The 26,836-nt window shown below is 32.2% G+C and carries 23 protein-coding genes; 13 read left to right on the forward strand and 10 right to left on the reverse strand.

All coding sequences use genetic code 11. The features are described from left to right. The first annotated feature begins 28 nt into the window (after positions 1–28). On the forward strand, positions 29–415 hold the full coding sequence (locus ABD730_RS09675) for a hypothetical protein (RefSeq protein WP_344714222.1): 387 nt from the start codon (positions 29–31) through the stop codon (positions 413–415). A gap of 383 nt (positions 416–798) precedes the next feature. On the opposite strand, the gene ABD730_RS09680 is transcribed toward ABD730_RS09675, so the two are convergent. The 7 genes from ABD730_RS09680 to ABD730_RS09710 all read right to left on the reverse strand — a co-directional run bounded on the left by ABD730_RS09680 (position 799) and on the right by ABD730_RS09710 (position 8,834). Beyond that, the gene (locus tag ABD730_RS09680) at positions 799–3,474 is read right to left on the reverse strand and encodes a DNA gyrase/topoisomerase IV subunit A (protein WP_344714224.1); all 2,676 of its coding nucleotides are present in this window, start codon (positions 3,472–3,474) and stop codon (positions 799–801) included. Further along, entirely contained in the window at positions 3,475–3,948 is a 474-nt protein-coding gene (locus ABD730_RS09685) for a hypothetical protein (RefSeq protein ID WP_334469303.1), read from the reverse strand. It lies immediately after the preceding gene. Next, the gene (locus ABD730_RS09690; RefSeq protein WP_334469305.1) at positions 3,945–5,804 is read right to left on the reverse strand and encodes a DNA topoisomerase IV subunit B; all 1,860 of its coding nucleotides are present in this window, start codon (positions 5,802–5,804) and stop codon (positions 3,945–3,947) included. The genes ABD730_RS09685 and ABD730_RS09690 overlap by 4 nt, the downstream gene beginning before the upstream one ends. A gap of 289 nt (positions 5,805–6,093) precedes the next feature. Then, positions 6,094–7,188: a redox-regulated ATPase YchF gene (gene ychF / locus ABD730_RS09695; protein ID WP_334469307.1), complete on the reverse strand. Its 1,095-nt coding sequence runs from the start codon at positions 7,186–7,188 to the stop codon at positions 6,094–6,096. A 232-nt stretch (positions 7,189–7,420) separates the two neighbouring features. After that, positions 7,421–7,798 carry a hypothetical protein gene (locus ABD730_RS09700; protein WP_334469309.1) on the reverse strand — a complete coding sequence of 126 codons (378 nt, stop codon included), beginning with the start codon at positions 7,796–7,798 and terminating at the stop codon, positions 7,421–7,423. A 163-nt stretch (positions 7,799–7,961) separates the two neighbouring features. After that, positions 7,962–8,291 carry a hypothetical protein gene (locus tag ABD730_RS09705; RefSeq protein WP_344714227.1) on the reverse strand — a complete coding sequence of 110 codons (330 nt, stop codon included), beginning with the start codon at positions 8,289–8,291 and terminating at the stop codon, positions 7,962–7,964. Positions 8,292–8,477: 186 nt separating this feature from the next. Next, positions 8,478–8,834, reverse strand: coding sequence for a 4Fe-4S dicluster domain-containing protein (locus tag ABD730_RS09710; protein ID WP_215925755.1), 357 nt, complete (start codon positions 8,832–8,834; stop codon positions 8,478–8,480). Between the two features lie 165 nt (positions 8,835–8,999). Between ABD730_RS09710 and ABD730_RS09715 the strand changes: the two genes are divergently transcribed. The 9 genes from ABD730_RS09715 (at position 9,000) to ABD730_RS09755 (ending at position 17,643) form a co-directional block, all read left to right on the forward strand. Then, positions 9,000–10,058, forward strand: a complete 1,059-nt coding sequence (locus ABD730_RS09715; RefSeq protein ID WP_344714230.1) for an acyl-CoA reductase — start codon at positions 9,000–9,002, stop codon at positions 10,056–10,058. 89 nt (positions 10,059–10,147) lie between these two features. After that, complete coding sequence (serC, locus tag ABD730_RS09720) at positions 10,148–11,209, forward strand: 3-phosphoserine/phosphohydroxythreonine transaminase (RefSeq protein ID WP_215925757.1); 1,062 nt, start codon at positions 10,148–10,150, stop codon at positions 11,207–11,209. 93 nt (positions 11,210–11,302) lie between these two features. Next, entirely contained in the window at positions 11,303–12,253 is a 951-nt protein-coding gene (locus ABD730_RS09725; protein ID WP_334469316.1) for a D-2-hydroxyacid dehydrogenase, read from the forward strand. A 107-nt stretch (positions 12,254–12,360) separates the two neighbouring features. Next, the gene (locus tag ABD730_RS09730) at positions 12,361–12,999 is read left to right on the forward strand and encodes a DUF937 domain-containing protein (protein ID WP_215925759.1); all 639 of its coding nucleotides are present in this window, start codon (positions 12,361–12,363) and stop codon (positions 12,997–12,999) included. 297 nt (positions 13,000–13,296) lie between these two features. Beyond that, the gene (locus ABD730_RS09735) at positions 13,297–13,734 is read left to right on the forward strand and encodes a DUF6146 family protein (protein ID WP_334469319.1); all 438 of its coding nucleotides are present in this window, start codon (positions 13,297–13,299) and stop codon (positions 13,732–13,734) included. A gap of 49 nt (positions 13,735–13,783) precedes the next feature. Beyond that, entirely contained in the window at positions 13,784–14,278 is a 495-nt protein-coding gene (locus tag ABD730_RS09740) for a DUF6787 family protein (protein ID WP_215925761.1), read from the forward strand. Then, positions 14,275–14,616, forward strand: coding sequence for a hypothetical protein (locus ABD730_RS09745; RefSeq protein WP_344714233.1), 342 nt, complete (start codon positions 14,275–14,277; stop codon positions 14,614–14,616). Before ABD730_RS09740 ends, ABD730_RS09745 begins: the two co-directional genes overlap by 4 nt. 38 nt (positions 14,617–14,654) lie before the next feature. Continuing rightward, entirely contained in the window at positions 14,655–17,054 is a 2,400-nt protein-coding gene (locus ABD730_RS09750) for a TonB-dependent receptor (RefSeq protein WP_344714235.1), read from the forward strand. Between the two features lie 13 nt (positions 17,055–17,067). Next, positions 17,068–17,643: a type 1 periplasmic binding fold superfamily protein gene (locus tag ABD730_RS09755; protein WP_334469327.1), complete on the forward strand. Its 576-nt coding sequence runs from the start codon at positions 17,068–17,070 to the stop codon at positions 17,641–17,643. Positions 17,644–17,692: 49 nt separating this feature from the next. Here the strand turns inward: ABD730_RS09755 and ABD730_RS09760 are convergent, their stop codons facing one another. Further along, positions 17,693–17,971: a hypothetical protein gene (locus tag ABD730_RS09760; RefSeq protein ID WP_215925764.1), complete on the reverse strand. Its 279-nt coding sequence runs from the start codon at positions 17,969–17,971 to the stop codon at positions 17,693–17,695. Between the two features lie 212 nt (positions 17,972–18,183). Between ABD730_RS09760 and ABD730_RS09765 the strand changes: the two genes are divergently transcribed. Beyond that, a complete protein-coding gene (locus tag ABD730_RS09765; RefSeq protein ID WP_344714238.1) occupies positions 18,184–20,625 on the forward strand; it encodes a DUF5916 domain-containing protein in 2,442 nt (813 codons plus the stop codon). 39 nt (positions 20,626–20,664) lie between these two features. Next, entirely contained in the window at positions 20,665–21,342 is a 678-nt protein-coding gene (locus ABD730_RS09770) for an ABC transporter ATP-binding protein (protein WP_334469330.1), read from the forward strand. 8 nt (positions 21,343–21,350) lie between these two features. On the opposite strand, the gene ABD730_RS09775 is transcribed toward ABD730_RS09770, so the two are convergent. Together ABD730_RS09775 and ABD730_RS09780 are read right to left on the reverse strand one after the other, a co-directional pair. Then, positions 21,351–22,580 (reverse strand): DUF3999 family protein, encoded by a 1,230-nt coding sequence (locus ABD730_RS09775; RefSeq protein WP_344714240.1) that lies wholly within the window; start codon positions 22,578–22,580, stop codon positions 21,351–21,353. After that, on the reverse strand, positions 22,564–24,948 hold the full coding sequence (locus ABD730_RS09780; protein WP_344714242.1) for a DUF2339 domain-containing protein: 2,385 nt from the start codon (positions 24,946–24,948) through the stop codon (positions 22,564–22,566). The genes ABD730_RS09775 and ABD730_RS09780 overlap by 17 nt, the downstream gene beginning before the upstream one ends. A gap of 428 nt (positions 24,949–25,376) precedes the next feature. Here ABD730_RS09780 and fumC point away from each other — a divergent pair, with 428 nt between their 5' ends. After that, positions 25,377–26,774, forward strand: a complete 1,398-nt coding sequence (gene fumC, locus ABD730_RS09785; RefSeq protein ID WP_334469336.1) for a class II fumarate hydratase — start codon at positions 25,377–25,379, stop codon at positions 26,772–26,774. Positions 26,775–26,836 lie beyond the last annotated feature (62 nt).

Here is a 26,836-nt window from a genome sequence, read left to right on the forward strand (position 1 = left end):
ATTCATTATCTTTGAAAAAAGATTTTAAATGAAGCATTTTTCCTCACTTTTGTTATTATTACTTTTAACAAGCTGCTATACTATAGAGCGCAATTGTACAGATTTTAAAACAGGTACCTTTGAATTTACCTACACTATTGATGGTGTTGAGAAAACCTCTCGTTTTAAACGAACAGAACACTTTAACATTGATTATCATGAAGAAGTAGCAGACTCTTCATCTATTCGCTGGATTAATGATTGTGAATTTATCCTTAAGAAACTTCACCCTACCAATAATTCTGAAAAAAACGCCATTCATATGAAAATCCTCTCTACAACAGAAGATTCTTATATGTTTGAATACAAGCTTGCTGTAAAACGACCAAACAAACCATTAAACATAGAAAAAGGAGTGGCCTTTAAAATAGATTAACCCTACACTTGTCTTTTTTTTTAGTTTCAACATCACATTTCGCAAATAGACAAAACGTTTGATAAATACCACAACAAGTTGTTTCTTAAAAATACATCACAAAGCAGCAACAGAAACTGCATACTATTGCAACATAACAATAATTGTAATTTTTAGTTGTTTTTTTTTATAGAGTTAATCAAACCCCGACTCCAACAAAAAGAATATAATACTCAATAGGTAATCATTAGAATAAAGATTATTATTTATTAACTCAATAATTACAGATGTAACTCTCAGCCAAACCATTAACACCCAAAATTTCACAATAGGGTTGCAGTTTTAGCTAGTTCAACGATTCTAAAACAAAAAAAATAAAAAACTCTTAATAAACAAATTAAGTCTTAGAAGAGCTTAGCTTGCCCTGTATCATCAACATCTATATCATCGTCGTCATCTTGAGATGCGCTATTTGACTTTTGTTTAGTATCCGTTTTTGAGCCTTCAGCTTGTAAATTTTCAGAAACTGTTTCTTCATCAACCACCTCTAACTCATCTGCATGCACTTCTTCTGGAGCCTCATAAGGCAATGCTTCTAACAAGTTTATCTGATTAATTTTATCTTTTGTCAACTGATTTCCTAATGCCGTAATACCTTTTATAGAAATAAACTCTTCAAGATTCACCTCCATATTTGGTTTTCGGTCTTTACCACGCTCTTTAGTGAATTCCACCTCTACCATTGGCCTCCAGTCTGTTGAAACGATCTCTAATTGCGAATCCGAGTGATCCGAAATAAAAGACTCTTCTCTTCCTTCTTGTTCTATTATAAAACGTTTTACATAGTAACGCTCCTTTTCTCCATCATAATAAATGGCCGATATTGGTTTTTTAGGAATCCATTTTTCTAAGACAATCATATCACTATCAAAATGCGTCGTCAATTCTGGTATAATAGTTTTAACCACTCCAGATTGATTGATAACAAGAAGCCTATCTTCTCCTCTAAACTCACCTATCAATTCACCTCTTCCATCAACATTTAACCTCTGCACTGTATCGTCAAACCAAATTTTGCGCGGCTTTAAGGTAGATACTCCTTTTTCTTTAAGCTCCACACGCTTAATAGCATATTTAGTAACTTGATTTCCTTTAGATGCCCTCCCTTTGATAAGAATATCTGCAAAATCTAAATCCCATTTTAACTTCTTAATACTTCCTACTTGTCGCAACATTATTGTTACTACTTCGGCTTCACCATTAGGATTGGCAGAAAAATACCATAATACAGAACCTTTACTACCGTTAGTTAAATCGTACTCACGATCTCTAGTCATACTCGTTACCGCAAATCGTTTTACGTAAGAAGGCCCACTTTTACCATCGCGATAAATCATATTATAAATGGTACGCTTATCTTTCTTCTTAAATACAGCAACATGAATAATGTTTTTACCTATAAAAGTTTTAGAATCTACTTTGGTAACCATCATCTTACCCTCTTTGGTAAACACAATAATATCATCTATATCACTGCAGTCGCACACGTATTCATCGCGTCTCAATGACGTACCAATAAAACCTTCTTCTCTATTTACATAAAGTTTTGTATTCCTAATAACAACCTTTGTCGCATCTACATCATCAAAAATTCTTATTTCTGTTTTACGCTCTTTACCCTCTCCGTATTCCTTTTTTAAACGTTCAAAATAAGCTATAGCGTAATCAATTAGATTCGCTAAGTGATGTTTTACTTCAGCTATTTGATCTTCTAAAGCATCTATTTTTTGCTGTGCTTTATCAATATCAAATTTAGAAATACGCTTAATTCTAATTTCGGTTAAGCGCGTAATATCTTCAACTGTAATTTTTCGTTTTAAATGTTTTATATGAGGCTGAAGTCCTTTGTCAATAGCATTTATAACACCATCCCAAGTTTCTTCTTCTTCAATATCGCGATAGATTCTATTTTCAATAAAAATACGCTCTAATGACGCAAAGTGCCATTGCTCTTCAAACTCACCAAGTTTTATTTCTAATTCACTTTTTAAAAGCTGAACGGTATTATCTGTTGAGCGACGCAACATTTCTGTGACACCAACAAAATACGGCTTGTTATCTTCAATAACACAACCCAATGGAGAAATTGACGTTTCACAACTCGTAAAAGCATACAATGCATCAATGGTTTTGTCGGGCGACAAACCTGAAGGCAAATGAATTAAAATCTCTACATTAGCAGCTGTATTATCTTCAATCTTTTTTATCTTAATTTTCCCCTTGTCGTTTGCCTTAAGTATAGAGTCTATAAGCGACGATGTTGTAGTACCATAAGGAATTTCAGTAATAACTAAAGTATTCTTATCACGTTGAGAAATTTGAGCTCTAACTCTAACCTTACCTCCACGTAAACCATCATTATAATTGGTGAAATCTGCAATACCAGCTGTTGGAAAATCTGGCAATAACGTAAAGCGCTTTCCTTTAAGATGTTTTACAGAAGCATCAATAAGCTCAATAAAATTATGCGGTAAAATCTTTGTAGACAAACCTACAGCAATTCCTTCTCCTCCTTGTGCAAGAAGCAAAGGAAACATAACTGGTAAATTAATAGGCTCTTTTCTCCTACCATCATAAGAAGCTTGCCATTCGGTAATCTTAGGATTATAAACAACATCTAAAGCAAACTTAGAAAGTCTAGCTTCAATATATCTTGAAGCTGCAGCACGATCTCCCGTTAAAATATTTCCCCAGTTTCCTTGGGTATCTATTAATAAATCTTTCTGACCAATCTGCACCATAGCATCAGCAATACTAGCATCACCATGCGGATGATACTGCATAGTATGACCAACAATGTTCGCTACTTTGTTATAACGACCATCATCTAAATCTTTCATAGAATGCATTATACGACGCTGAACAGGTTTAAAACCATCTTCAATGGCAGGTACAGCACGTTCTAATATGACATAAGAAGCGTAATCCAAAAACCATTCCTTGTACATTCCAGTAACCTTGGTAATGGTTTCCTGGCTACCTTCGTCCTCATTTAACAACTCATCATGTTCTTCTATCATCTATCCAACTTTATGCTTTATGTTTTCTTTTATAATCTTTCTTAAAGACTGCTTTACATACTTTAATTTTTTTCGTTTTAACAATGTTATATTAAAACGCTCTTTAGATATTGTTCCATCGCTATTCTCTTTAGCAATCACTAAAACGCTATATACAATGTAATCATGAACCTTAAAACCTATTAATTTATGTTTAGAAATCTCAACTTTGTTTTCTCTGTAATTAATGAATTCTGTCAGTATTAATCCACTATTAGTAATTACAATTTTTGCACCATCACTATCGTACTCAAAATATCTGGCCACAAAATGTACAATAACTACTGCAACGATTAACCCCAATATAACATAAAATGAACTTCCTTCAAATAATTCAATAGACTTAAACACAGTTCCTAACAAAACTGCTGCTACGACCAATAAAAAATATAAGGATATTATAGTATTTTTTACTTTTCTATTATCTGTTCTCATATAGTATCTTCTACGACATCTAATTCAACTTTAAGATTGTCAATAATAAATTCTTGACGTGTAGGTGTATTTTTTCCCATGTAGAAAGACAATAACTCTTCTATAGACATGTCTTTATCCAACATTACAGGATCTAAACGAATATCCGCACCAATAAAATGAACAAACTCATCTGGCGAAATTTCACCCAAACCTTTAAATCGAGTGATTTCTGGTTTTGGTTTTAATTTTTCCATAGCATCTTTACGCTCTTGTTCTGAATAGCAATAAATAGTTTCCTTTTTATTTCGCACTCTAAACAATGGTGTCTGTAGAATATAAAGATGTCCATCTTTTATAACTTCTGGAAAGAATTGCAAAAAGAACGTAATTAACAACAACCGAATGTGCATACCATCCACATCGGCATCTGTAGCAATAACGACGTTGTTATAGCGTAAATCCTCTAGAGATTCTTCAATATTTAACGCAGCTTGAAGCAAATTAAATTCTTCATTCTCATAAACAATTTTTTTACTCAATCCATAGCAATTTAGAGGCTTCCCTTTTAAACTAAAAACAGCTTGTGTATTTACATCTCGCGACTTTGTTATACTACCAGATGCAGAATCCCCCTCTGTTATAAACAAGGTTGTTTCTAAATAGCGTTCGTTTTTAGTATCTCCAAAATGCACACGGCAATCGCGTAATTTTTTATTGTGAAGACTTGCTTTCTTTGCTCTATCTTTTGCTAGTTTTCGTATACCAGATAACTCTTTACGCTCACGTTCTGCTTGAAGAATTTTACGTTGAATTTTTTCTGCTGAATCAGGATTCTTATGTAAAAAATTATCTAAGTACTTTTTAACAAAATCATTGATATAGGTTCTTACTGTAGGCAAGTCACCGCCCATATCTGTAGATCCTAATTTGGTCTTAGTCTGACTTTCAAAAACAGGCTCCATAACTTTTATAGCAATTGCAGCAACTACAGATTTTCTAATATCTGAAGCTTCGTAGTTTTTGCCATAAAATTCTCGTATCGTTTTTACCAAAGATTCTCTAAAAGCAGCTAAATGCGTTCCACCTTGTGTCGTATTTTGACCATTGACAAACGAATGATACTCTTCGCTATACTGTGTTTTGCTATGTGTTATAGCAACTTCTATATCATCACCTTTTAAATGGATAATAGGATACAACATATCTGATTCGTTAATATTTTCAGATAATAAATCCTTTAAGCCATTTTCACTAAAATATTTTTCTCCATTAAAAACTATGGTCAATCCTGGATTAAGATACACATAGTTTTTAAGCATTTTAACAATATACTCGCTTCTGTATTTGTATTTTTTAAAGATGATTTCATCCGGAATAAAACTAACCTTAGTTCCTTTTCGTCTAGATGTATCGTCTAACAACTCTTGATGAGTTAAGTTTCCTTGTTCAAACTCCGCAGAAGCAGATCGTCCATCTCTTGTAGACTCTACTCTAAAATAAGAAGATAAAGCGTTAACCGCCTTAGTACCTACACCATTTAAACCAACAGATTTTTTAAAGGCTTTAGAATCGTACTTTCCACCGGTATTCATCTTAGAAACCACATCTACCACTTTTCCTAATGGAATACCACGACCATAATCTCTAACAATAACACGATCTCCTTGCACAGAAATTTCTATAGTCTTACCTGCGCCCATGACATACTCATCAATAGAGTTGTCTAAAACTTCTTTTAGTAAAATATAGATACCATCATCTGGAGAAGATCCATCACCCAACTTTCCGATATACATACCAGGTCGCATTCGGATGTGTTCTTTCCAATCTAGTGAGCGTATGTTATCTTCTGTATAGTTAGACTGTTCTGCCATAAAATTTAGGTCAATTTTTTTGTTGGAACGCTAATATAAGATTATACCTTAAAAAATGAAATACGGATAGCGTAAAGTAATTAACAATAACCACCTAATATTGTTGAGAACATAGCAGTTTTGTCAAATCTGAGATAATTCCTTAGTTTTTTGTTTTAAAAACGCATTTCTAACAGCAAAAAAAATGACGTATAACGCTTAAAAACAAAACACCAACAAAATCCTCTACACTAAAAAGAAGACACCATAAAAAGCCAATAGCTAAGCCTTAAAAGCTAAGAGCCAAACTTTACACGTTAAATAAAAAGTGCATTATATCACCATCCTTAACAATATAATTTTTACCCTCTACACGCATTTTACCAGCTTCTTTAACTTTAGCTTCACTGCCATAGGCAATGTAGTCTTCGTAAGCAATAACTTCAGCTCTAATAAATCCTTTTTCAAAATCGGTATGAATAACACCTGCAGCCTGCGGACCAGTTGCTCCAACATTAACTGTCCATGCTCTTACTTCTTTTACACCTGCTGTAAAATAGGTTTGCTGATTTAATAATTTATATGCAGAACGGATTAATTTTGCCGAACCTGGCTCCTCTAATCCAATATCTGCTAAAAACATTTGACGCTCTTCGTAGTCGTCTAATTCGTTAATATCTGCTTCGGTGCCAACAGCTAAAACTAAAACTTCTGCATTTTCATCTTTTACAGCCTCTCGTACTTTATCTACATAAGCATTACCTGTAGTTGCAGCACCTTCATCTACATTACACACATACATTACTGGCTTATCTGTAATAAACTGTGATGGCTTTACGTAATCTTCATAATCTTCTTCAGAAAACTCTATCGCTCTAATTGAAATACCAGCTTCAAGCTTTTCTTTTATAGTTAAAAGTACGGCCTCTTCTTTCTGCGCTTCTTTATTTCCGGTTTTGGCAGCACGCTTAACTTTATCTAGTTTCTTTTCAGCAGTTTCTAAATCTTTAAGCTGCAATTCCATATCAATGGTTTCCTTATCTCTAATCGGATCTACAGAACCATCAACATGTACAATGTTTTCGTTATCAAAACAACGTAAAACATGTAAAATAGCATCAGTTTCTCTAATGTTAGCTAAGAATTGATTTCCTAATCCTTCACCTTTACTAGCACCTTTTACTAAACCTGCAATATCAACAATCTCTACAGTTGCTGGTAATACGCGCTCTGGATTCACCAATTCTTCTAATTTCTCTAATCTAGGATCAGGTACATTTACCACACCAATATTAGGTTCTATAGTACAAAACGGAAAGTTAGCACTTTGCGCTTTAGCGTTAGATAAACAGTTAAATAAGGTTGACTTTCCTACGTTTGGTAATCCTACTATTCCAGCTTTCATCGAAAAACTTGTTTTGCCTTCCCTTAAAGAAGGGAATCTTGTTAATTTTTAATCGCAAATTTTGCGAGTGCAAATGTAAGTAATTCGTAGAATAGTTGAGATATATTTTTATTGGAATAATTGATAGCTTAAATACACATGTAGAGGGCCCTCATAACAAAACAAACACCAGGCTGCAACACCTTGATTTTATACACCTTGCGCTTCTACAACATTATATTCTCAAGAAGCCCTAGGCTTGTATTACGTTTTTAAAAGTTGGCGAACTCTCAGTAATACTCCCTACACCTTTTTTATTTACCTTAAAAACAACATCCTTTTCTGTTGTAAACAATAAAACAGATAAAAAAGAGCTTTTTAAGTGTGATTTTAAAATAACTAATGCATCTTCTAAAGTAAGTTCTTCCTCTATATCTTCAGTTTCCCTTGGTCTAAAACTATATTTAAGCATAACCTTAAAATCGCTATCAGAATATATTGGCCTAATAAATATATTCTTTAATTCAGGCTTACCTATAGTCTTAGCCATGGTTAATTTTGCAAAAGTACAGTCCGCTATACTTTCTTTTACCTGTTCCCAGAAAACAATAAATTCATCTTGATATGTCATAAATTTAAAAATAAATAATACTACTAACGTTTTAGGATAAACACTTAATTAAACGGGCTAAAAAAAAGATATAAACCCCATACAATTAACAGCTACAATATTAAAAACCCCAAGTTAACAACTCAGGATTTACATCTCAATTAATAATACAAATAACATTATATTACTCTCGCTCTAACAGCTTTTTAGACACCTTAAAAGTTGCAGAATACAACAAGCCTTCTTGGCGTTTTTTAAAATCTGAGAATGCTTTAGCATACCATTTAGAATCTGTGGCTTTCTTTTTAAAAGCGTCGTGATTAGCAACATCATATACCTCTGATTCAAACCAAGGCTCAATTTTATAAACTGATATACCAAAATGCTCTACACGCTTTAATACGGTTTCAAAATCTGATGCTGAAAAATAGTGTGTAGATTCACTATCAAATCCATCGTTTACATTTTCTAAATCGTTAAATACATTTTTTTCTAAGAATTCAGTTTGTGTCATATTATATGAGTAATTTTTATGGAACGTATCCTTTTATAATGAAGCACTAAAACATGTTTAGCACAATGAGGCGAAGTTAGCTTATCTATATACAACAGCAATACAGTCGCACTATTTAATTTTTAAAAGCAAAAAAAATCCCAAGCTAAAGACTTAGGATTCTTATAATATCTATGGTTAAACCGATTAATGGCCATCAGGATGCATAAAACGTTGTTTTCCTAACAGCTGCTCTTCCGTTTCTACGTGGTCTTCATCCGGAACACAACAGTCTACTGGACAAACAGCCGCACATTGCGGTTCTTCATGAAAGCCCATACATTCCGTACACTTATCTGGTGCAATGTAATACACTTCGTCACTTATAGGTTCCTGTGTTTCTTCTGCGTCCACTTCTTTACCGTTTGTTAAAACTATCTTACCTTTTAAGCTGGTACCATCGGAATAGCGCCAATCGTCAGCACCTTCATAAATAGCAGTATTTGGACATTCTGGCTCACACGCTCCACAATTTATACATTCATCTGTGATTATTATTGCCATAACATTATTTTAATCTATTATTTTTATAGCTAATTAAGCGATTTTAAGACTGCATCAAAAATTAATTCAACAACAATCTAAAACTTTTATTTAGCTCATTTCTCTTTATTGCGTAAATTTGCAATTGCAAAAATAGAGCCAAAACATCGTATAACCAAACAGTATATGGATTTACAACAAAGAATTAACGCTTTTGTAAAATTAGGCGAATTTATAAATCAATTTCAGCAAAATAAAATCAGCAAAAACGATAAGATTGAAGCTAACGATTTATTCTTTGACGGATTTAAACACCAAATAAAATTGGCTCAAGAACACAACGGCTGGTTTACACAACAAAACATTACATTTACTTTAGAAAACTGGTCTAATGTATTAAGTAACAAAAACATTAACCGCTGGATAGAAAAGTATCAGTTTAATATTAATAATCCCAAAACTGTAGCCATAATTATGGCAGGAAATATTCCATTGGTTGGTTTTCACGATTTTTTATCTGTCTTAATTTCCGGTCATAATGTCTTGGTAAAACAATCCTCTAACGACAAACATTTATTACCGTTTTTAGCCAAATATTTAGAAGTTATAGAACCTAATTTTAAAGGTAAAATCAAATTTACTGAAGAAAAACTAGAAAACTTTGATGCCGTTATCGCTACAGGAAGTGATAATACGGCTCGTTATTTTGAATACTATTTTAAAGACAAACCTTCTATAATAAGAAAAAACAGAAATTCGGTTGCTATATTAACAGGTAACGAAACTAATGAAGAACTAGAAGCCTTATCTCATGATATATTTAGATATTATGGTTTAGGCTGCAGAAATGTATCAAAGTTATTTGTACCTAAAGACTATAATTTTGACGCCTTTTTTAATGCTGTTTACAAATGGCATCCTATTATTAACGAATCTAAATACGCAAATAATTACGACTACAACAAGGCTGTCTATTTAATGAGTGAATTTGATATGTTAGAAAATGGTTTCCTAATGATAAAGGAAGACGAAAGCTATGCCTCACCTATAGCAACGCTATTTTATGAATATTATGATAACAAAACAGATTTAGAGCATAAATTAAAAACAGATGCAGATAAAATACAATGTATTGTCGCAAATAATTTTTCTACTGATGAAATTATTTTTGGTAAAACTCAAAAGCCACAGCTTTGGGAATATGCAGACAATATAGATACTGTTGAGTTTTTGTTAAAAATGTAGCCTAAAAATTATCAATTTAATAACATAAAATAACCAATTAATTAGCACCTTTGTAGCTGTTTTAACTTCAGGATTAAATTCAGTATACAATGAAAAAACATAATTTTAGTGCAGGACCATGCGTATTACCAAAGTCAGTAATAGAACAAGCAGCAGCAGCTGTTTTAAATTTTGACGATGGTTTATCGCTTTTAGAAATTTCACACCGTAGCAAACCTTTTGTAGATGTTATGGAAAACGCTAGATCCTTAGCATTAGAATTGTTAGGTCTTGAAGGTAAGGGTTATAAAGCTTTATTTCTTCAAGGTGGTGCAAGTACACAATTTTTAATGGTAGCCTTAAATCTTTTAGAAAAAAGAGCTGGTTATTTAAATTCAGGTACTTGGGCAGACAAGTCTATTAAAGAAGCTAAAATCTATGATGATATATATGAAGTAGGCTCTTCAAAAAGTGCCAACTACAACTATATTCCTAAAGGATATGATATTCCAGAGGATTACGATTATTTTCACTGTACCTCTAACAATACCATTTTTGGAACACAGATGAAGAGTTTCCCAAACTCACCTGTTCCTTTAGTATGTGATATGAGTAGTGATATATTTTCACGTCAATTAGATTTTTCAAAATTTGATTTGATTTACGCAGGCGCTCAAAAAAATATGGGACCTGCCGGAACAACTTTAGTTGTAATAAAAGAAGACATCTTAGGAAAAGTATCGCGTAAAATTCCTTCTATGATGGATTACAAAATACATATCAGTAAAGGCAGTATGTTTAATACTCCACCTGTTTTTGCAGTCTATACATCTATGCTAACCTTAGAATGGTTGAAAAACTTAGGAGGTATTAAAGCCATTGAAGAGTTAAATGAAAAGAAAGCACGTTTAATGTATTCTGAAATTGACTTAAACCCACTATTTAAAGGTTACGCTGTAAAAGAAGATCGCTCTATGATGAATGCAACATTCACTTTAGAAAACGAAAATCTTAAGGAAACGTTTGAAGCTATGATTAAAGAAGCTGGTATTAATGGCATTAATGGTCATAGAAGTGTTGGTGGCTACAGAGCTTCAATGTACAACGCTCTATCATTAGATAGTGTGAAGGCCTTAGTTGAAGTCATGAGTGAATTAGAGAGCAAAGCCTAAAGTGAGCTACCATACAAATGGGAATCGCATCACAAAATAATTATAACAAAATTTAATGTTTCCGTTTTACGGAAATGAAAAACAAGTTTTTCAATGAAAGTATTAGCAAACGACGGAGTTTCTCAAAGTGGAATTAACGCTTTAGAAGCAGCTGGTTACGAAGTATTAACAACCACAGTCGCACAAGAACAATTAGAAAACTATATCAATAAAAATAACATTTCTGTTTTATTAGTAAGAAGTGCTACAACGGTAAGAAAAAATATTATTGACAACTGTCCAAGCCTTAAAATTATAGGACGAGGCGGTGTTGGTATGGATAATATCGATGTAGAATACGCACGTAGCAAAGGTTTAAAAGTGATAAATACGCCTGCAGCATCATCACACTCAGTTGCAGAATTGGTATTTGGCCATTTTTATGGTTTAGCACGTTATTTACATAATTCTAATCGCGATATGCCATTAGAAGGTGATGCTAACTTTAAAGGCTTAAAAAAATCTTATGCTAAAGGCACCGAATTAAAAGGTAAAACTTTAGGTGTTTTAGGTTTTGGACGTATAGGACAAGCAACAGCTAAAGTGGCTATTGGTGCCGGAATGAAAGTCGTAGCCTTTGATCCGTTTTTAGAAAAAGCAGACTTACAATTAGATTTCTTTGATGGTCAGAAACTAAATTTTGAAATTACAACCATTTCAAAAGAAGAAGTTTTAAAACAAGCCGATTTTTTAACCTTGCATGTACCAGCACAAAAAGACTACGTAATTGACGAAGCCGAATTTAACCAAATGAAAGACGGTGTAATTATAGCCAATGCAGCACGTGGTGGAGTTGTTAATGAAGTTGCTTTAGTAAAAGCAATAGAAAGCGGTAAAGTTGCTAGAGCAGCTTTAGATGTATACGAAAAAGAACCTAAGCCTGAGGTACAATTATTAATGAATCCTGCATTATCATTGACACCACACACAGGAGCAGCAACCAACGAAGCACAAGACAGAATTGGTACTGAATTAGCAGAACAAATTATAAATATTTTAGGTTAAGCATTTAAATGTGACCAAAGCAAATAAAATGAGTCCTACTAACGTGGGACTTTTTTTTGTACCTTACACAATGCTTAATTTTATTAACCTTAATTATATACAACAAAATGGCAGGAATTTTAGATTTATTAAACAGTGACTTAGGAAAAACCATCATTAGTGGTGTTTCTGGTTCTACAGGAACCGATCAAGATAAAACAAGTAGCGTATTAACAATGGCGTTACCAGTATTAATGAAAGCAATGGAGCGTAACGCTTCTACTCCAGATGGAGCAGCTGGACTTATGGGAGCATTAAGCAGCAAGCATGATGGTAGCATTTTAGATAACCTCGGAGGTTTGTTTGGTGGTGGTGTTGATGATAATGTAAAAGATGATGGAGCTAAAATCCTTAATCATGTATTAGGAAGTAAGCAGCAAGGTGTAGAACAAGTTATTGGTCAAAAAGCTGGTTTAGATGCAGGATCTGTCGCTAACATCTTAAAAGTAGCAGCTCCAATACTAATGGGTGTTTTAGGAAAACAAGCTAGCCAAAATAATGTAAGCTCACAAAATGATATTAGTGGCCTTTTAGGTGGTTTACTTGGAGGTAACGATACTGCCAATGAACAAAGTTTCCTAGAAAAAATATTAGACGCCGATGGTGACGGTAGTGTTATCGATGATGTCGCTGGTATGGTTTTAGGCGGAGGAAATAAAAGCTCAGGAGGAATTGGCGGTCTTTTAGGCGGTTTATTCGGAAAATAAAATGCCATTCAAAATATTAAAAAGCAGCTCAAACGAGCTGCTTTTTTTTATTCTACAACATTTACCTTTCAGAAAAGATACGTTAACGCACTCAAATGGTCAGTTCACATAATTTAGGTTGTAAAAACAGTAAATATCACCTTGCTTTGTAGTGTTAATTTGAAGTAAAAACATAAATACACTAACAATTTTTAATACCTTTAATATTTATGGAACGAGGCCGTTTAATATATTATTATAAATAAAAAAAAATGAGTAATAGTAAACCTCTCTATCCATCAAAAAAAACAAAAAAACATGAAAAAGATTATTCCATTTATTATTGTGCTCGTTTTAATTGCTAGTTGCAAATCGTATAACACAAACCAAACCATTAATAATGAGAACAAAAATAGCTTAGTGCAAAGCGATACCGTTTATATAAATAGTGATGAAAACGATTACGAAATTATTATTATAGAGCCAGGATTTAACACATGGTTAGCGAGTACTGCAAGACCTGAAGGTTATTATTCTCAAGAATTTTTAGAATCTAGAAATGCCATATTTGTACAATCATGGAATCAAAGAAATATGCAACCTCAAACTTACGACCCAAACCTTTATGAATTACGTATAGATTATGATACACGTACAGATTATGGATATGAAATAAACTATAAGCTATATAACTACTTTATCTATTTCCAATTAACATACAAGCAAAAACTATCTTCTTTTACACCTAGAATTTAGTATAGAAAACCATCATAATTTACTAATTTTGCAGCACGATATTCGTGCTATGGAAAAATTTAAAAAACATTGGGAAATTCAACACAATTGGCAGTTGTTATTTCCCTTTTTTGGTTTGGTTATTTTAGGGTATTCTGCTTTTAAAATTTCTAATGCCTTTTTAGAAAACTACGGTTTAACGCTGAGTTTGGTCGCTTCTATTTTTGTTTTCTTTCTGTTATTAAAATTAACGTTATTCATATTTAAAAAATTAGAAAAGAAATGGATTCTCGATTATAAATGGGAAATGATCCGTGTCTTTATGGTATTTGCCTTTACAGGTACATCATCCTTATTTGTTGGAAGACCCATAATAAAGCTTATTGGAATTACTAAAGAAAACTTAAACCCTATTCTCTATTGGTTTTTATTTATTATTATTGGGCTCATTTTCTACCAAATTCTATTAGTAATGTTTGGATGGCTTTTTGGTCAGTTTAAATTTTTCTGGGAATTTGAAAAGAAAATGCTACGAAGGTTCGGATTTAAACGCTTTTTAGATTGAAAACAAAAACAGTAATAACATCACTTTTTAAAACATTAGCAATTGTGCTAATGCTTTCTGTGTTGTTACCTTCTGCTGTAAAATTAACCCATGCTTTTAATCATCATTCACATCAGGTCTGTGATTCAGACAACGCGCTTAAAACTCACTTTCATGAATCTGATTTAGATTGTGATTTTTATAAATTCAAACTCACAAACAACTTATTTCTAGTCTGTAACAACTATGAAATAATTACAAAAATAACAGCAACAGAACAGCTGTCTTCATATTATAATTCTTTAAAAAGTTATCAGTATTCCACACGATTTGTAAGAGGACCTCCTCATGTGAGTTAGAATAAAAATTTTCTAATACTCTCATAAAATCTATTTGAATGAAATCAATAATTATTGGCTTAGTTATAGCTATTTCTGGCTTTAGCTACAGTCAAAACTGCAGCTATATTTTTTTAGGTGAAGTCAAAGATTTTCATGATGGCACACCCATTGAATCTGCTACTATTTACATTAAAGAAAGTGATAAATATATAATTTCAGATTTTGATGGTAAGTTCAGAATTGAAAACCTTTGCTCTGGCACTTTAACATTAACTATTTCTCATATTGGATGCGAAACAAAAACTGTTTCATATACCATTGACAATGATGTTTTTAAAATTATTTCCTTAGAACACCATTTAGAAGAACTAAATGAAGTTGTGGTGAATTCTCATTTAAAAACAGAAGGTACTAGTATAGAGAAAACTATTAATAAAGCAGATTTAGAAAAATACACCGATAAATCCTTAGGTGATGCTCTAAATTCGGTAAGTGGTGTGTCTTCACTAAATACGGGAAATACTATTGTAAAACCCATGATACATGGTTTACACAGCAGCCGTTTATTAATTATTAATAATAATGTACGCATGTTTGACCAAGAATGGGGAGATGAACATGCACCAAACATTGATATTAATTCTAGTAATAAAGTTGAAGTGATTAAAGGAGCTAATACCTTAAAGTATGGAAGTGATGCCATTGGAGGATTAATCCTTGTACAACCTAAAAAATACGTTGCTCAAGACAGTTTATTTGGTAGCACTATGTTATCATTAAATTCAAATGGACGTGGTGGTAATATAAATTCAGAACTGGTTAAAACCTATAAATCTGGATTTTATGGTAGAATTCAAGCAAGCTACAAACAATTCGGAGATTTTAAAGCACCTGACTATTATTTAACCAATAGCGGTTTAAAAAATAGCAATGCCTCTGCAAGAATCGGCTACAGAACTTTTGAAAAGGGTTTTGATGCCTACTATAGTGTTGTGAGTAATGAGTTCGCTATTTTACAAGCATCACACATTGGTAATGTCGGAGATTTGGTTGCTGCAATAAATAGCAGAGAACCACGTGTCATTGAAGATTTCTCATATAATATTGATTACCCGAAACAAAATATTTTGCATCATTTAGCAAAGATTGAAGCCTATAAGCGGTTTAAGAACTTTGGGAAATTATCGGTACAATATGATATGCAAATTAACAGACGAAAAGAATTCGATTTAAGAAGAGGTAATTTAGCAGACACTCCTGTTATAGATCTTAGATTATTCACAAATTCTTTACAGACTAATTTGAATATAGATGCTATTGATAATATTAAAATAGATACAGGCTTATTAGTGCGTTATCAGCAAAATGATGCTGTTTCAGGTACTGGAATAAGTCCTTTAATTCCTGATTTTCAAAAGTATGATGCAAGTATTTATATGATTGGAAATTATGACTTAAATGAGTCTTCTGAAATAAGTGCTGGAGCGCGTTACGATTTTACAAGAATTGAAGCTGAAAAGCGGTATAATTTAACAGATTGGAATGACACGTATAATTACGATGAATTATTTCCGCAATTTGAAACTAATAATATAGATAATTCTAAGATTTTAACACGTCCGGAATTTACATTTCATAACATTTCTGCCAATTTGGGATATTCTAAGCAATTTAATAGCGACATATCCTTATTTGTTAATTATGGTTTGGCAACGCGAGTACCTAACCCATCAGAATTGTTTAGCGACGGTTTACATCATAGTGCTGCGAGAATAGAAACTGGTTTATTAACCCTTAATAAAGAAATCGCGAATAAGTTCGTGGCGTCTTTAGAAAGAAATAATCAGAATTTTGGATTTTCAATCAGTCCGTATTTTAAAGCTATTAACGATTATATTCAACTTATTCCTGTTGGTATTACCACAACCATTAGAGGAGCGTTTCCTGTATGGGAATATAATCAGATTAATGCACAAATTTTCGGTGTTGATATTGATGTCAATAAAAAAATCACCGATAAATTTAATTACAAAGGCAGTATAAGTCTTTTAAAAGGTGAAAACCTTAGCCAAGACATACCACTTATACATATGCCTTCAACAAATTTTACGAATAGTATATCCTATTATAATGACGAGTTAAATCAATTATCCATTAATTTAATTCACAAAACTGTATTACAACAAAATAAATTTCCAGATTATAACTTTTATACATTTAACCCAATACTACAAGAAGATGTGTATGTAGACATTAGCTCTACTCCACCTGCGTATTCATTATTTAGTTTTAATAGCTCTGTTAGCTTTAAAGCTTTTAAAACAGGAACATTAAAATTAGAATTAAATGTCGAAAATCTATTTAACACAAAGTACAATGAGTACTTAAATAGACAAAGGTATTTTGCTAATGAATTGGGCAGAAACATTAACTTAAAAATAAAGATCAATTATTAACTCAAAAATTAAAATGATGAAAAATATCAAATCAACAAATACAATTAAATTATTAGCCTTACTTTTTGTTTCAAGTTTAGCATTTGTAGGCTGCTCTAGTGACGACGATGGACACCATGACGATCATGATCATGAAGAAGAACTTATCACTACAGTACGCTATACACTTACTAATGGTACAGATATTGTTACTTTAGAGTTTCAAGATTTAGACGGAGAAGGTGGTGCAGATGGAACTTATGATGTGTCTGGTCCATTAACAGCAAACACAACATATACAGGTGCCATCAAACTATTAAATGAAACCGAAAATCCTGCTGATGATATTACCTTAGAAGTTGAAGACGAAGGCGATGATCATGAGTTCTTTTACACAACTACAATTTCAGACATTACAATTAGTAAAAATGATATAGATGAAGATGGTAATCCTATTGGAATAGCAACAACATTTGTTACAGGCGATGCCGGAACAGGTTCATTGACTATAGAATTAATTCACGAACCAACAAAACCAAACGATGGAACCTCTATAAATGCTGGTGGTAGTACAGATGTAGAAGTAACATTTCCAATACAAGTTCAATAATCTTATTTTGTAATACAGTTAAAGAAAGCACTCATTTTGAGTGCTTTTTTTATGTTTTATTTTCAATTTTCTCTCTTTTAAAAACATAAGTGTAAAACCACATTAATGTAAATGTTGGTATCACATCAAAGCCTGGCAGCGCTTCTTCTACTAAGGTAATAAGTCCTGCTACCTTACCTGCCTTGCCGGCATATAATTTAGTCATTAACCAACCCGAAACTGGAGCCCAAACGATATCTGAAAATTCTCCGACACCTGGAATTATAAATGAGACCAAACCTAAACCATCAAGGAGAATGCCTATTATTAATTTTTTGTATTTATTCATATATTCTATTAGTTACTAGCTAATTTAAAGCAATAATTATTCCAAATAATATATGAATATCATTTTCTAGTACTAAACGGTAAGTGGCTTACGCACTTTATATTTAACGTTTAATTAAGAGCTTTGCTTAATTTGAGAACTTAGCTTTGTGGCGATACAGATGTAATAACCGCTAAATAATGACATCTGTATTCTAAACGACTAAACCAATTATGACCGCTCGCTCTTTAACGCTTTTGCTTACATTTTTATGTTATGTACAAATCAGTATAGCTCAAGATAAAAAAGTATTACATATTCAACGTACAGCAATAGCACCAAAAATAGACGGCATTTTAGACGATACTATTTGGAAAAATACTGAAACGGCTACTGGTTTTATTTCTAACAGACCCGAAATTGGTAAAAAAGCTCCACATAACGAACGTACAGAAGTAAAGATGACGTTTGATGATAAAGCCATCTATGTTGCAGCTTACCTATATGATGATCCTACTAAAATAATGAATCAACTCACTAGTAGAGATAATTTTGGACAAACCGACTACTTTATACTTGTTCTAAACCCCAATAACGATGCTCAAAATGATACTTCGTTTTATGTTTTTAGTTCTGGCCAGCAAGCAGATGCTATAGTTAATCCAACTATTGGAGAGGATTTTGGTTGGAATGGTGTTTGGGATAGTGCTGTTAAAATGATGGACGACGGTTGGGTTGTAGAAATGAAAATCCCATATAGAACATTACGTTTTGCAGATCAAGAAGAACCGACTTGGGGAGTTCAATTTCATAGAGAATTTAGACGATCTAGATCGCGATTTACTTGGAATCCCATTGATCCCACCCAAGGTAATTCAGGATTATATCATGGTGAAATAAAAGGCCTTAAAGCTATAGAACCACCTGTTAGGTTAAACCTCTACCCTTTTACTACAGGTATCGTTAATAGTTTTGATGGAGAAACTAATACCGACTTAAAATTTGGAATGGATGTTAAATACGGACTCACAGATAATTTTACCTTAGACGCAACATTGATCCCCGATTTTAGCCAAGCAGGATTTGATAATGTCGTTTTAAACCTTGGTCCTTTTGAACAAACCTTCTCTGAACAACGTCAATTTTTTACAGAAGGTGTCGATTTATTTTCTAAAGGAGGTTTATTCTTTTCTAGACGTATTGGAAATAGACCAAGCGGTAAAATTGTTCTTAACGAAAATGAAGAAGCTAACACACCAAATGACGTTAAAGTTTTAAATGCCGTAAAAGTGTCTGGTAGAACAAAAAATGGTCTTGGTATAGGCTTTTTTAATGCTATTACAGAAAAAACCACAGCTACCATAAAAAACACACTAACTAACGAAAAACGCAAAACCGTAGTTGAACCGTTTGCTAATTACAATATTTTAGTTGTAGACCAACAATTTAACGGCAACTCTTCTGTTAGTTTAATTAATACTAATGTACTTAGAGAAGGTCATTTTAGAGATGCTAATGCAACAGCTTTAGTTGCTAACCTAATTAATAAACGCAATACCTATAGTGTAGCGTCCGATTTACGAATGAGCAATGTAAACTACCAAAACTCTAGTAACGAAACAGGCTTTAGTAGTTATTTAAAACTGGCTAAAATTCATGGTAATTTACGCTATAGTGTAGAACACAGTTTTGCAGACACTAAATTTAATATAAACGACCTTGGACTTCTATTAAGAAATAATTACAACACATTTAGTTCTGATATATCGTACCAAACCTTTGAGCCTAGCGGAAGTTTAAATAATTATAGCATCAATGCCTTTTTTAATTATAATAAATTAGTAGATCCTAATGTATATGCGCAGTCTAATTTTGGCATCACATATCAAGCTACAACAAATAAATTAGATGGTTTTGGTTTTAGATTAAACATAGAACCAGGCAGACAGAACGATTACTTTGAATCTAGAGATGGCAGACCATTTATCTATGAAAATTTTGTAAGCACTGGCGGATGGATTTCATCAAATTACAACCGAAGATTTGCCCTAGATTTAAGCGCCAACATTGGTACTTTATTTGAAAATGGCAGAGACTTATTTACTTATGATTTTGATTTTAAACCACGCCTTAGAGTTAACAATAAACTCTTACTTATTTACGAACTGAGTTACGACTTTGCTAACGGTGATCGTGGTTATGCAACAGAAGCAGATGAACAAACTATTTTTGGAGAACGAAACAGGCAAATTGTAACCAATAGTATTTCTGCTAACTACGCCTTCAATCCTTTTAACTCTTTAGTACTTAGCTTTAGACATTATTGGGATACTGTAAATTACGACAACGATTTATTTACCCTTTTAGATACTGGTCGTTTAACAACTGCTTCTGGTTATACATTAGGTAATATTGAAGAATCTCCAAATATTAATTTTAGTACTTGGAACATCGATTTAAATTACTCTTGGCAATTTGCACCTGGAAGTTTTTTAACCGCTTTATACAGAAACCAATTGTTTAACGCTAATTCTATTGCTCAAAATAATTATTCTGAAAGCTTAAACAATCTTTTTGAACAACCTATACAACACACGTTTTCATTACGTCTTCAATATTTTATTGATTTTAATGGCATTAAATCTGTATTTAATAAAAACAAATCTGCATCTTAATTTTGTGGATTAATGCATTAAGTATTATTTTCACCTCTTATGAGCAATATCGTAATTTCAGCAAAACAAATTAAGAAAGCCTATAAAGATCTTCAGGTCTTAAAAGGTGTTGACCTAACCATTTTAGAAAGCGAAATCATATCCATAGTTGGAGCTTCTGGCGCTGGTAAAACAACCTTACTTCAAATTTTAGGTACTTTAGATAAACCAGATTATACATCTGAAACGGAACTCATTATTAACAACCAATCTATAAAGTCTTTAAACGATAAAGCTTTAGCTAAATTTAGAAATAAGAATATTGGTTTTATATTTCAGTTTCATCAATTATTACCTGAGTTTTCGGCTTTAGAAAATGTATGTATTCCTGCTTTTATTAATAACACACCTAAAGCTGAAGCAGAAAATCGTGCAAAAGAATTATTAGACTATTTAGGACTTAGCGAACGCATTCATCACAAACCCAATAGCATGTCTGGTGGCGAACAACAACGTGTAGCTGTTGCTAGAGCTTTAATTAACAGACCAAATATTATTTTTGCTGATGAACCTTCAGGAAATTTAGATAGCGAATCTGCAGACCAACTTCATAACTTGTTTTTTAAACTTAGAGATGAATTTAATCAGACGTTTGTTATTGTTACGCATAACCAAGAATTAGCAGAAATGGCAGACCGAAAGCTAACTATGGTTGATGGGAAAATTGTTAATGAATAATAAAAACACTAGCTCTTCTTTAACATTCTTAAAGTAAAACCTCCTAACAACAACATCACAACACCTATAATTCCCCAAAGCCAATAACTATTTTCAAATAATGGCTTTACTTTTTCTTGTTTAGGTTTTACAATTAATTCCTCTGCTCCTATTGTTAAAGTTTTTAAATCTTTTGGTACTTTGGTTTCAAACCTATTAATATCATAGATTGGCTGTCTAGCAGAAGGATTTCCATAAACCAACATATAATCTGCTGGCTCTGTAAATCTTCCTATCATTTGAAATTCATAACCTTTTACAGAAACACCAGCAATTGATAGTGGTTGATTATTATCATTATAAATGGTTACTCTTAAATGCTTAGCTATTGTATTAGGAAGTTTAAACAGATTAGCCTCTAAAGAGTTTAATGTACCACTAGCTACTGTTTTATAATCATATTTCCACCCTTTTTCAATTTTTACACTGTCTCTTCTATATTCAATTTTTACAGGTCTGTAATAATCAAATGTATTGCTAACATCAATGTTTAATTGACTTAATGCAACAGGTTGCTTTAGTTCTAAATTTACAATAGTTGCTTTCTGCTCTTTATCATCTATTGTTTCTAACTTTTTTATGCTATAATTAATAGAAGTACCTTCAGTAGTTTCGTATTTAGAAAGTTGTGCAGAATTTAATTGTGGCTGCTCATCATGCTTTACAATAAGTCTATAAAAACGAAATTTAGAATTTGGAAATTCTAGCTTTGTAAATTTAAAGTTTGTCGATTTATTTTTAATAGACATAATTCTATAATCTTCTAGTATAGTAAACCATTCTTGCTGATTTTGACTGCCTTGCAACTCTACTTTCCAATCAAAATTATGCTCATTAAAATCTAAACTAATTTGATTGATGACCACTTCTGAATGCAACTGAAATGTAAAATAATAGCCTTTATCGCCTTTGGTTTTATTAATAATATCAAAAGAACTGGATCTATGCGTTATTCTCTCTGACAATACTTTAAGATAATAAGGAGCTTCAATAGTGTCATTTTTAGTAACTCCATAAATTCTAAGATCTGAAAAATCTGATTTCAAACTTCCAAAAACAGCTTCTGGTATAATTAATTGATGCCATTCGTTAGTAACCTCATTAAGAGCTCGTTTATAATTATACGTTTCCATTTGAGCCGAACAAAAAGTTGTAAATCCAATAAATAACCCTATAAATAACTTATTCGTTAACGTCATCTGTAATCTGGTTTTTGTATTTGTTATATAAAAATGAAATAATTAAAAGGAGTACACCTAGCGACACAAATACTATAGTTTTTGAAATGGTATTAAGATGTACAATATCGTAAAAGAAGAGTTTTATTAAAGTAATTCCAAAGAAAGCCATACCTCCAATTCGCAAATAAATTTTATTTTTCCAAATTCCAAAAGCAATTAATAAAAACGAATAGACTCCCCAAAGTATACTCAAGCCTAGTTTATATGATTGAGTAGATTCAAACATATTCATCCAATGAATAAGCTCACTACTTAACACCCAAATAAGAGACACATGAAGTATAATATCGTATGCCATTTTATAGCCTTTGGTTATACCCTCACGCTTTATAAACCTATAACATGTATATAATGCTAAGGCCAAGAATATAAACGACACATATCTAATCCATAAATAAAAACTGTTTTGCGCAAAATATTCTGAAGGATTTAAATAACTTTCTCTTAAGTCACTTAATGCTAATAAACCTTGTGTTAAGAAAACAAATATACTCACCACTGTTAAGCCTAAAATGATTTTCTCTAATATTTTATTTTTTATAAGCTTAAAATTAATAAAAGCTAACAACGCTACAAATACTAAAGAATAATTGAGAATCCAGATGGTCTTAAAATCTCTTAAATCATAATTAAAGATGGGCTCTTTATAATTACCCTCAGTAGCAATCAATAAATCTGTAGTATGATATAATTGATCCCAATACATTTCAATTTCTAACCTAAAGGCATAATAAGCACTAAACACCAATATTGAAGGAATCACATAAGACAACAAACGGTACCAAATTGAAGTTGGTTTTAATGCAGAAGTATATTCCTTATTTATAGATAACCAAACAATAACTCCAAATGCTGAAACAAATAACAACGATGTTAAAAAATGAATATTAAAAATTGAGGTCACTTTATTTTCTATGTCAATTCCATAAAATGAATCATACGCATAAGACCAATCTTGTAGAATACTTAAAAATGCTAGAAACATTAATGGATACGATAATTTTTCGTAAACCTTAATACCTTTTGTTCTTCCTAACCAAAATAGTAATGCTGCTTCACTTACCCATAAAAGTGTTACCCAATTGCCATTTAACTGAACCGGAATTGTAATTGTAATAAATACTAAAACCATTGCAGAAGCTAAATAAAACAAGTTTTTATCTCCCAGTTTTTTCTTGTAAAATATGACACTAACAATAAAATGAATAACAGCATTACCAAGCGTAAACACCCCTAAAAGTTGTGAGCCAATGCTATTACGTTCTAGAATAGCATAGCCAAATCCAAAAAACAAAAAGGAATTAAACAGTAATAATACAACATCACTCTTTTTAAAGACCTCTCTTTTAAGCATCTTATAGGCTAAAAATGTGATGTAGAAAATAACAAAAAATAAACTCAGAAAAACTAAAGCTAAACTAAACTGTTCGTCTTCGTAATATTCAAAAAAGAACCAAGCCCCGAAAATTAGCCATGTAAATATAAAGGCTGAATAGTATAATGATTTCCAATATTTCTTAAATGAAAGCACTAATATGCCAATATTAATTATAGCCATATAACTAAACAGAACTTCAACTTGCCCAGAACCATCACTCAATAAAAATGGAACTGCATATGCACCAACTAAACCAATATGTGCAATTACTTGTTTATTGTAACTTGTAGCTGCAACAACTGTAAATGCGGTAAAAACCACCATGAGCGCAAACGTAAATAGTTGCGGAATAAGATCATAAAAGCTATAAGCAAAAAAGGTGATAAAATACAAAATAACGATAGAACCACTTACCAAAACTGCGCTGTAAGATTCGTATTTCTTTTTAAGTTTTATTCCAAAAGCAAGTAAACCAATAGCTGTTAGGTAACCTAAAACAATTCGTGTTAGCGGACTTATTAAATCATTTTCAATGGAGTATTTTGCACCAATAGCAACACCAATAATTGTGATAATAATTCCTATTTTATTCAGAATGTTTTCACCTATAAACTTTTCTAAACTCGATTTTGATTTTGGTGTATCATAAGAAACTTTTGGTACTTCTTGTTCAATAAATTCTGTTGTATGTTTTGTTTCTAAAACAGAATCTGATTCTAACACCAAAGGCTTATCAACCTCATTATCAACATCAATATCAAGTTTAATATCAGGTTCTAATTCTACCGCTTTCTCAACTTCAATTTGTTTTTCTGTAGTTGCATCAGATTTTAAGCGATACAATTCTTCTTTAAGACTATTAATCTCGGAAGAAAACTCAGCTTGCTTTTTAAAAAGCAATTCTAATTTTTCAATTAGCTTATTAATAAGGTACTGATTTGTTGCCATATACTATTGATTTGAATATCTTCTCAAGTAAAAAAGACTAGGCTAAAATAGTTTTAAAAAACTGAACGGTCAACTTTGTGCATTGAAGTTCTGTTTTTACCATATTATTATAGTTGTCATATATTACTTGTGCTTCATCCATAAAACCTACTCCTTTTCTTTTTAAAGATATTGAACGTAGCTAGACTAAAATCAACATTTATTTCCCCTTCTTACACGACACTCATTAAATTGAAAACAATGGAGAGTTATATTTTTAATGATGATATAGGATATCATAAGACCATTAAAATAGAATTGATAAAATGTTTTATAAGCAATAAAACTTATTAACTATTTAAATAAAAAGCTGTTCAAATAAAACCATACATTATATCCTATAAAACTCACAAAACCTTTAATTTTGTAATGCAATAAATACAATACACATGAATTACAGAATAGAAAAAGACACCATGGGCGAGGTAAAAGTGCCTGCAGACAAACTTTGGGGAGCACAAACAGAACGTTCTCGCAACAACTTTAAAATTGGAGCATCTGCATCTATGCCTTTAGAAATAGTACATGGCTTTGCTTATTTAAAAAAAGCAGCGGCATATACAAACTGTGAGCTAGAAGTATTATCTAAAGAAAAGCGTGATTTAATTGCTCAAGTTTGTGATGAAATTTTAGACAACAAGCACAACGATCAGTTTCCTTTAGTTATTTGGCAAACAGGTTCTGGTACACAAAGCAACATGAATGTTAATGAAGTTATTGCTAACAGAGCACATCAAATTGTTGGAAAAGTTATTGGTGAAGGCGAGAAAACAATTCAGCCTAACGATGATGTAAACAAATCGCAATCCTCTAACGATACCTTTCCAACAGGAATGCATATTGCCGCCTACAAGAAAGTGGTAGAAACTACAATTCCAGGAGTGATTCAATTACGTAATACACTACATAAAAAAGCTCAAGAATTTAAAACGGTTGTAAAGATTGGTCGTACACACCTAATGGATGCAACACCTTTAACTTTAGGACAAGAGTTTTCTGGTTATGTATCGCAATTAGACCATGGTCTTAAAGCTTTGGAAGCTACTTTGGCACACCTTAGCGAATTAGCATTAGGCGGTACAGCAGTAGGAACAGGACTAAACACACCAGAAGGATACGATGTTTTAGTTGCTAAATACATTGCCGAATTTACAGGTTTACCTTTTGTAACAGCAGACAATAAATTTGAGGCTTTAGCGGCACATGATGCCATTGTAGAAACTCATGGAGCGTTAAAATTACTAGCCGTTTCATTAAATAAAATAGCCAATGATATTAGAATGATGGCTTCTGGTCCTCGTTCTGGAATTGGTGAAATTATAATTCCGGCAAACGAACCAGGAAGTTCTATTATGCCAGGAAAAGTAAACCCAACACAATGCGAAGCCTTAACAATGGTTTGTGCCCAAGTTATGGGTAACGATGTTGCTATTTCTGTTGGTGGTACACAAGGACATTATGAACTAAATGTGTTTAAACCAATGATGGCTGCAAATATTTTACAATCTGCACAATTAATTGGAGATGCTTGTGTGAGTTTTGAGGAGCACTGTGCTAGCGGCATTCAACCCAACCACCAAGTCATTAAAGAATTATTAAACAACTCCTTAATGCTAGTTACGGCTTTAAATACAAAAATTGGCTATTACAAAGCTGCTGAAATTGCAAATACAGCACATAAAAACGGAACTACATTAAAAGAGGAAGCTGTAAATTTAGGTTACGTTTCTGCCGAAGATTATGACGAATGGGTAAAACCAGAAAATATGGTAGGAAGCCTAAAATAACGTTAAAGTGTAAATTATTATCGACAAAATACATCTGCTGCGAAATAATTTATATATTAGCA

Source organism: Winogradskyella damuponensis (assembly GCF_039538385.1).
In the GTDB taxonomy this organism is placed as follows: Bacteria; Bacteroidota; Bacteroidia; order Flavobacteriales; family Flavobacteriaceae; genus Winogradskyella; species Winogradskyella damuponensis.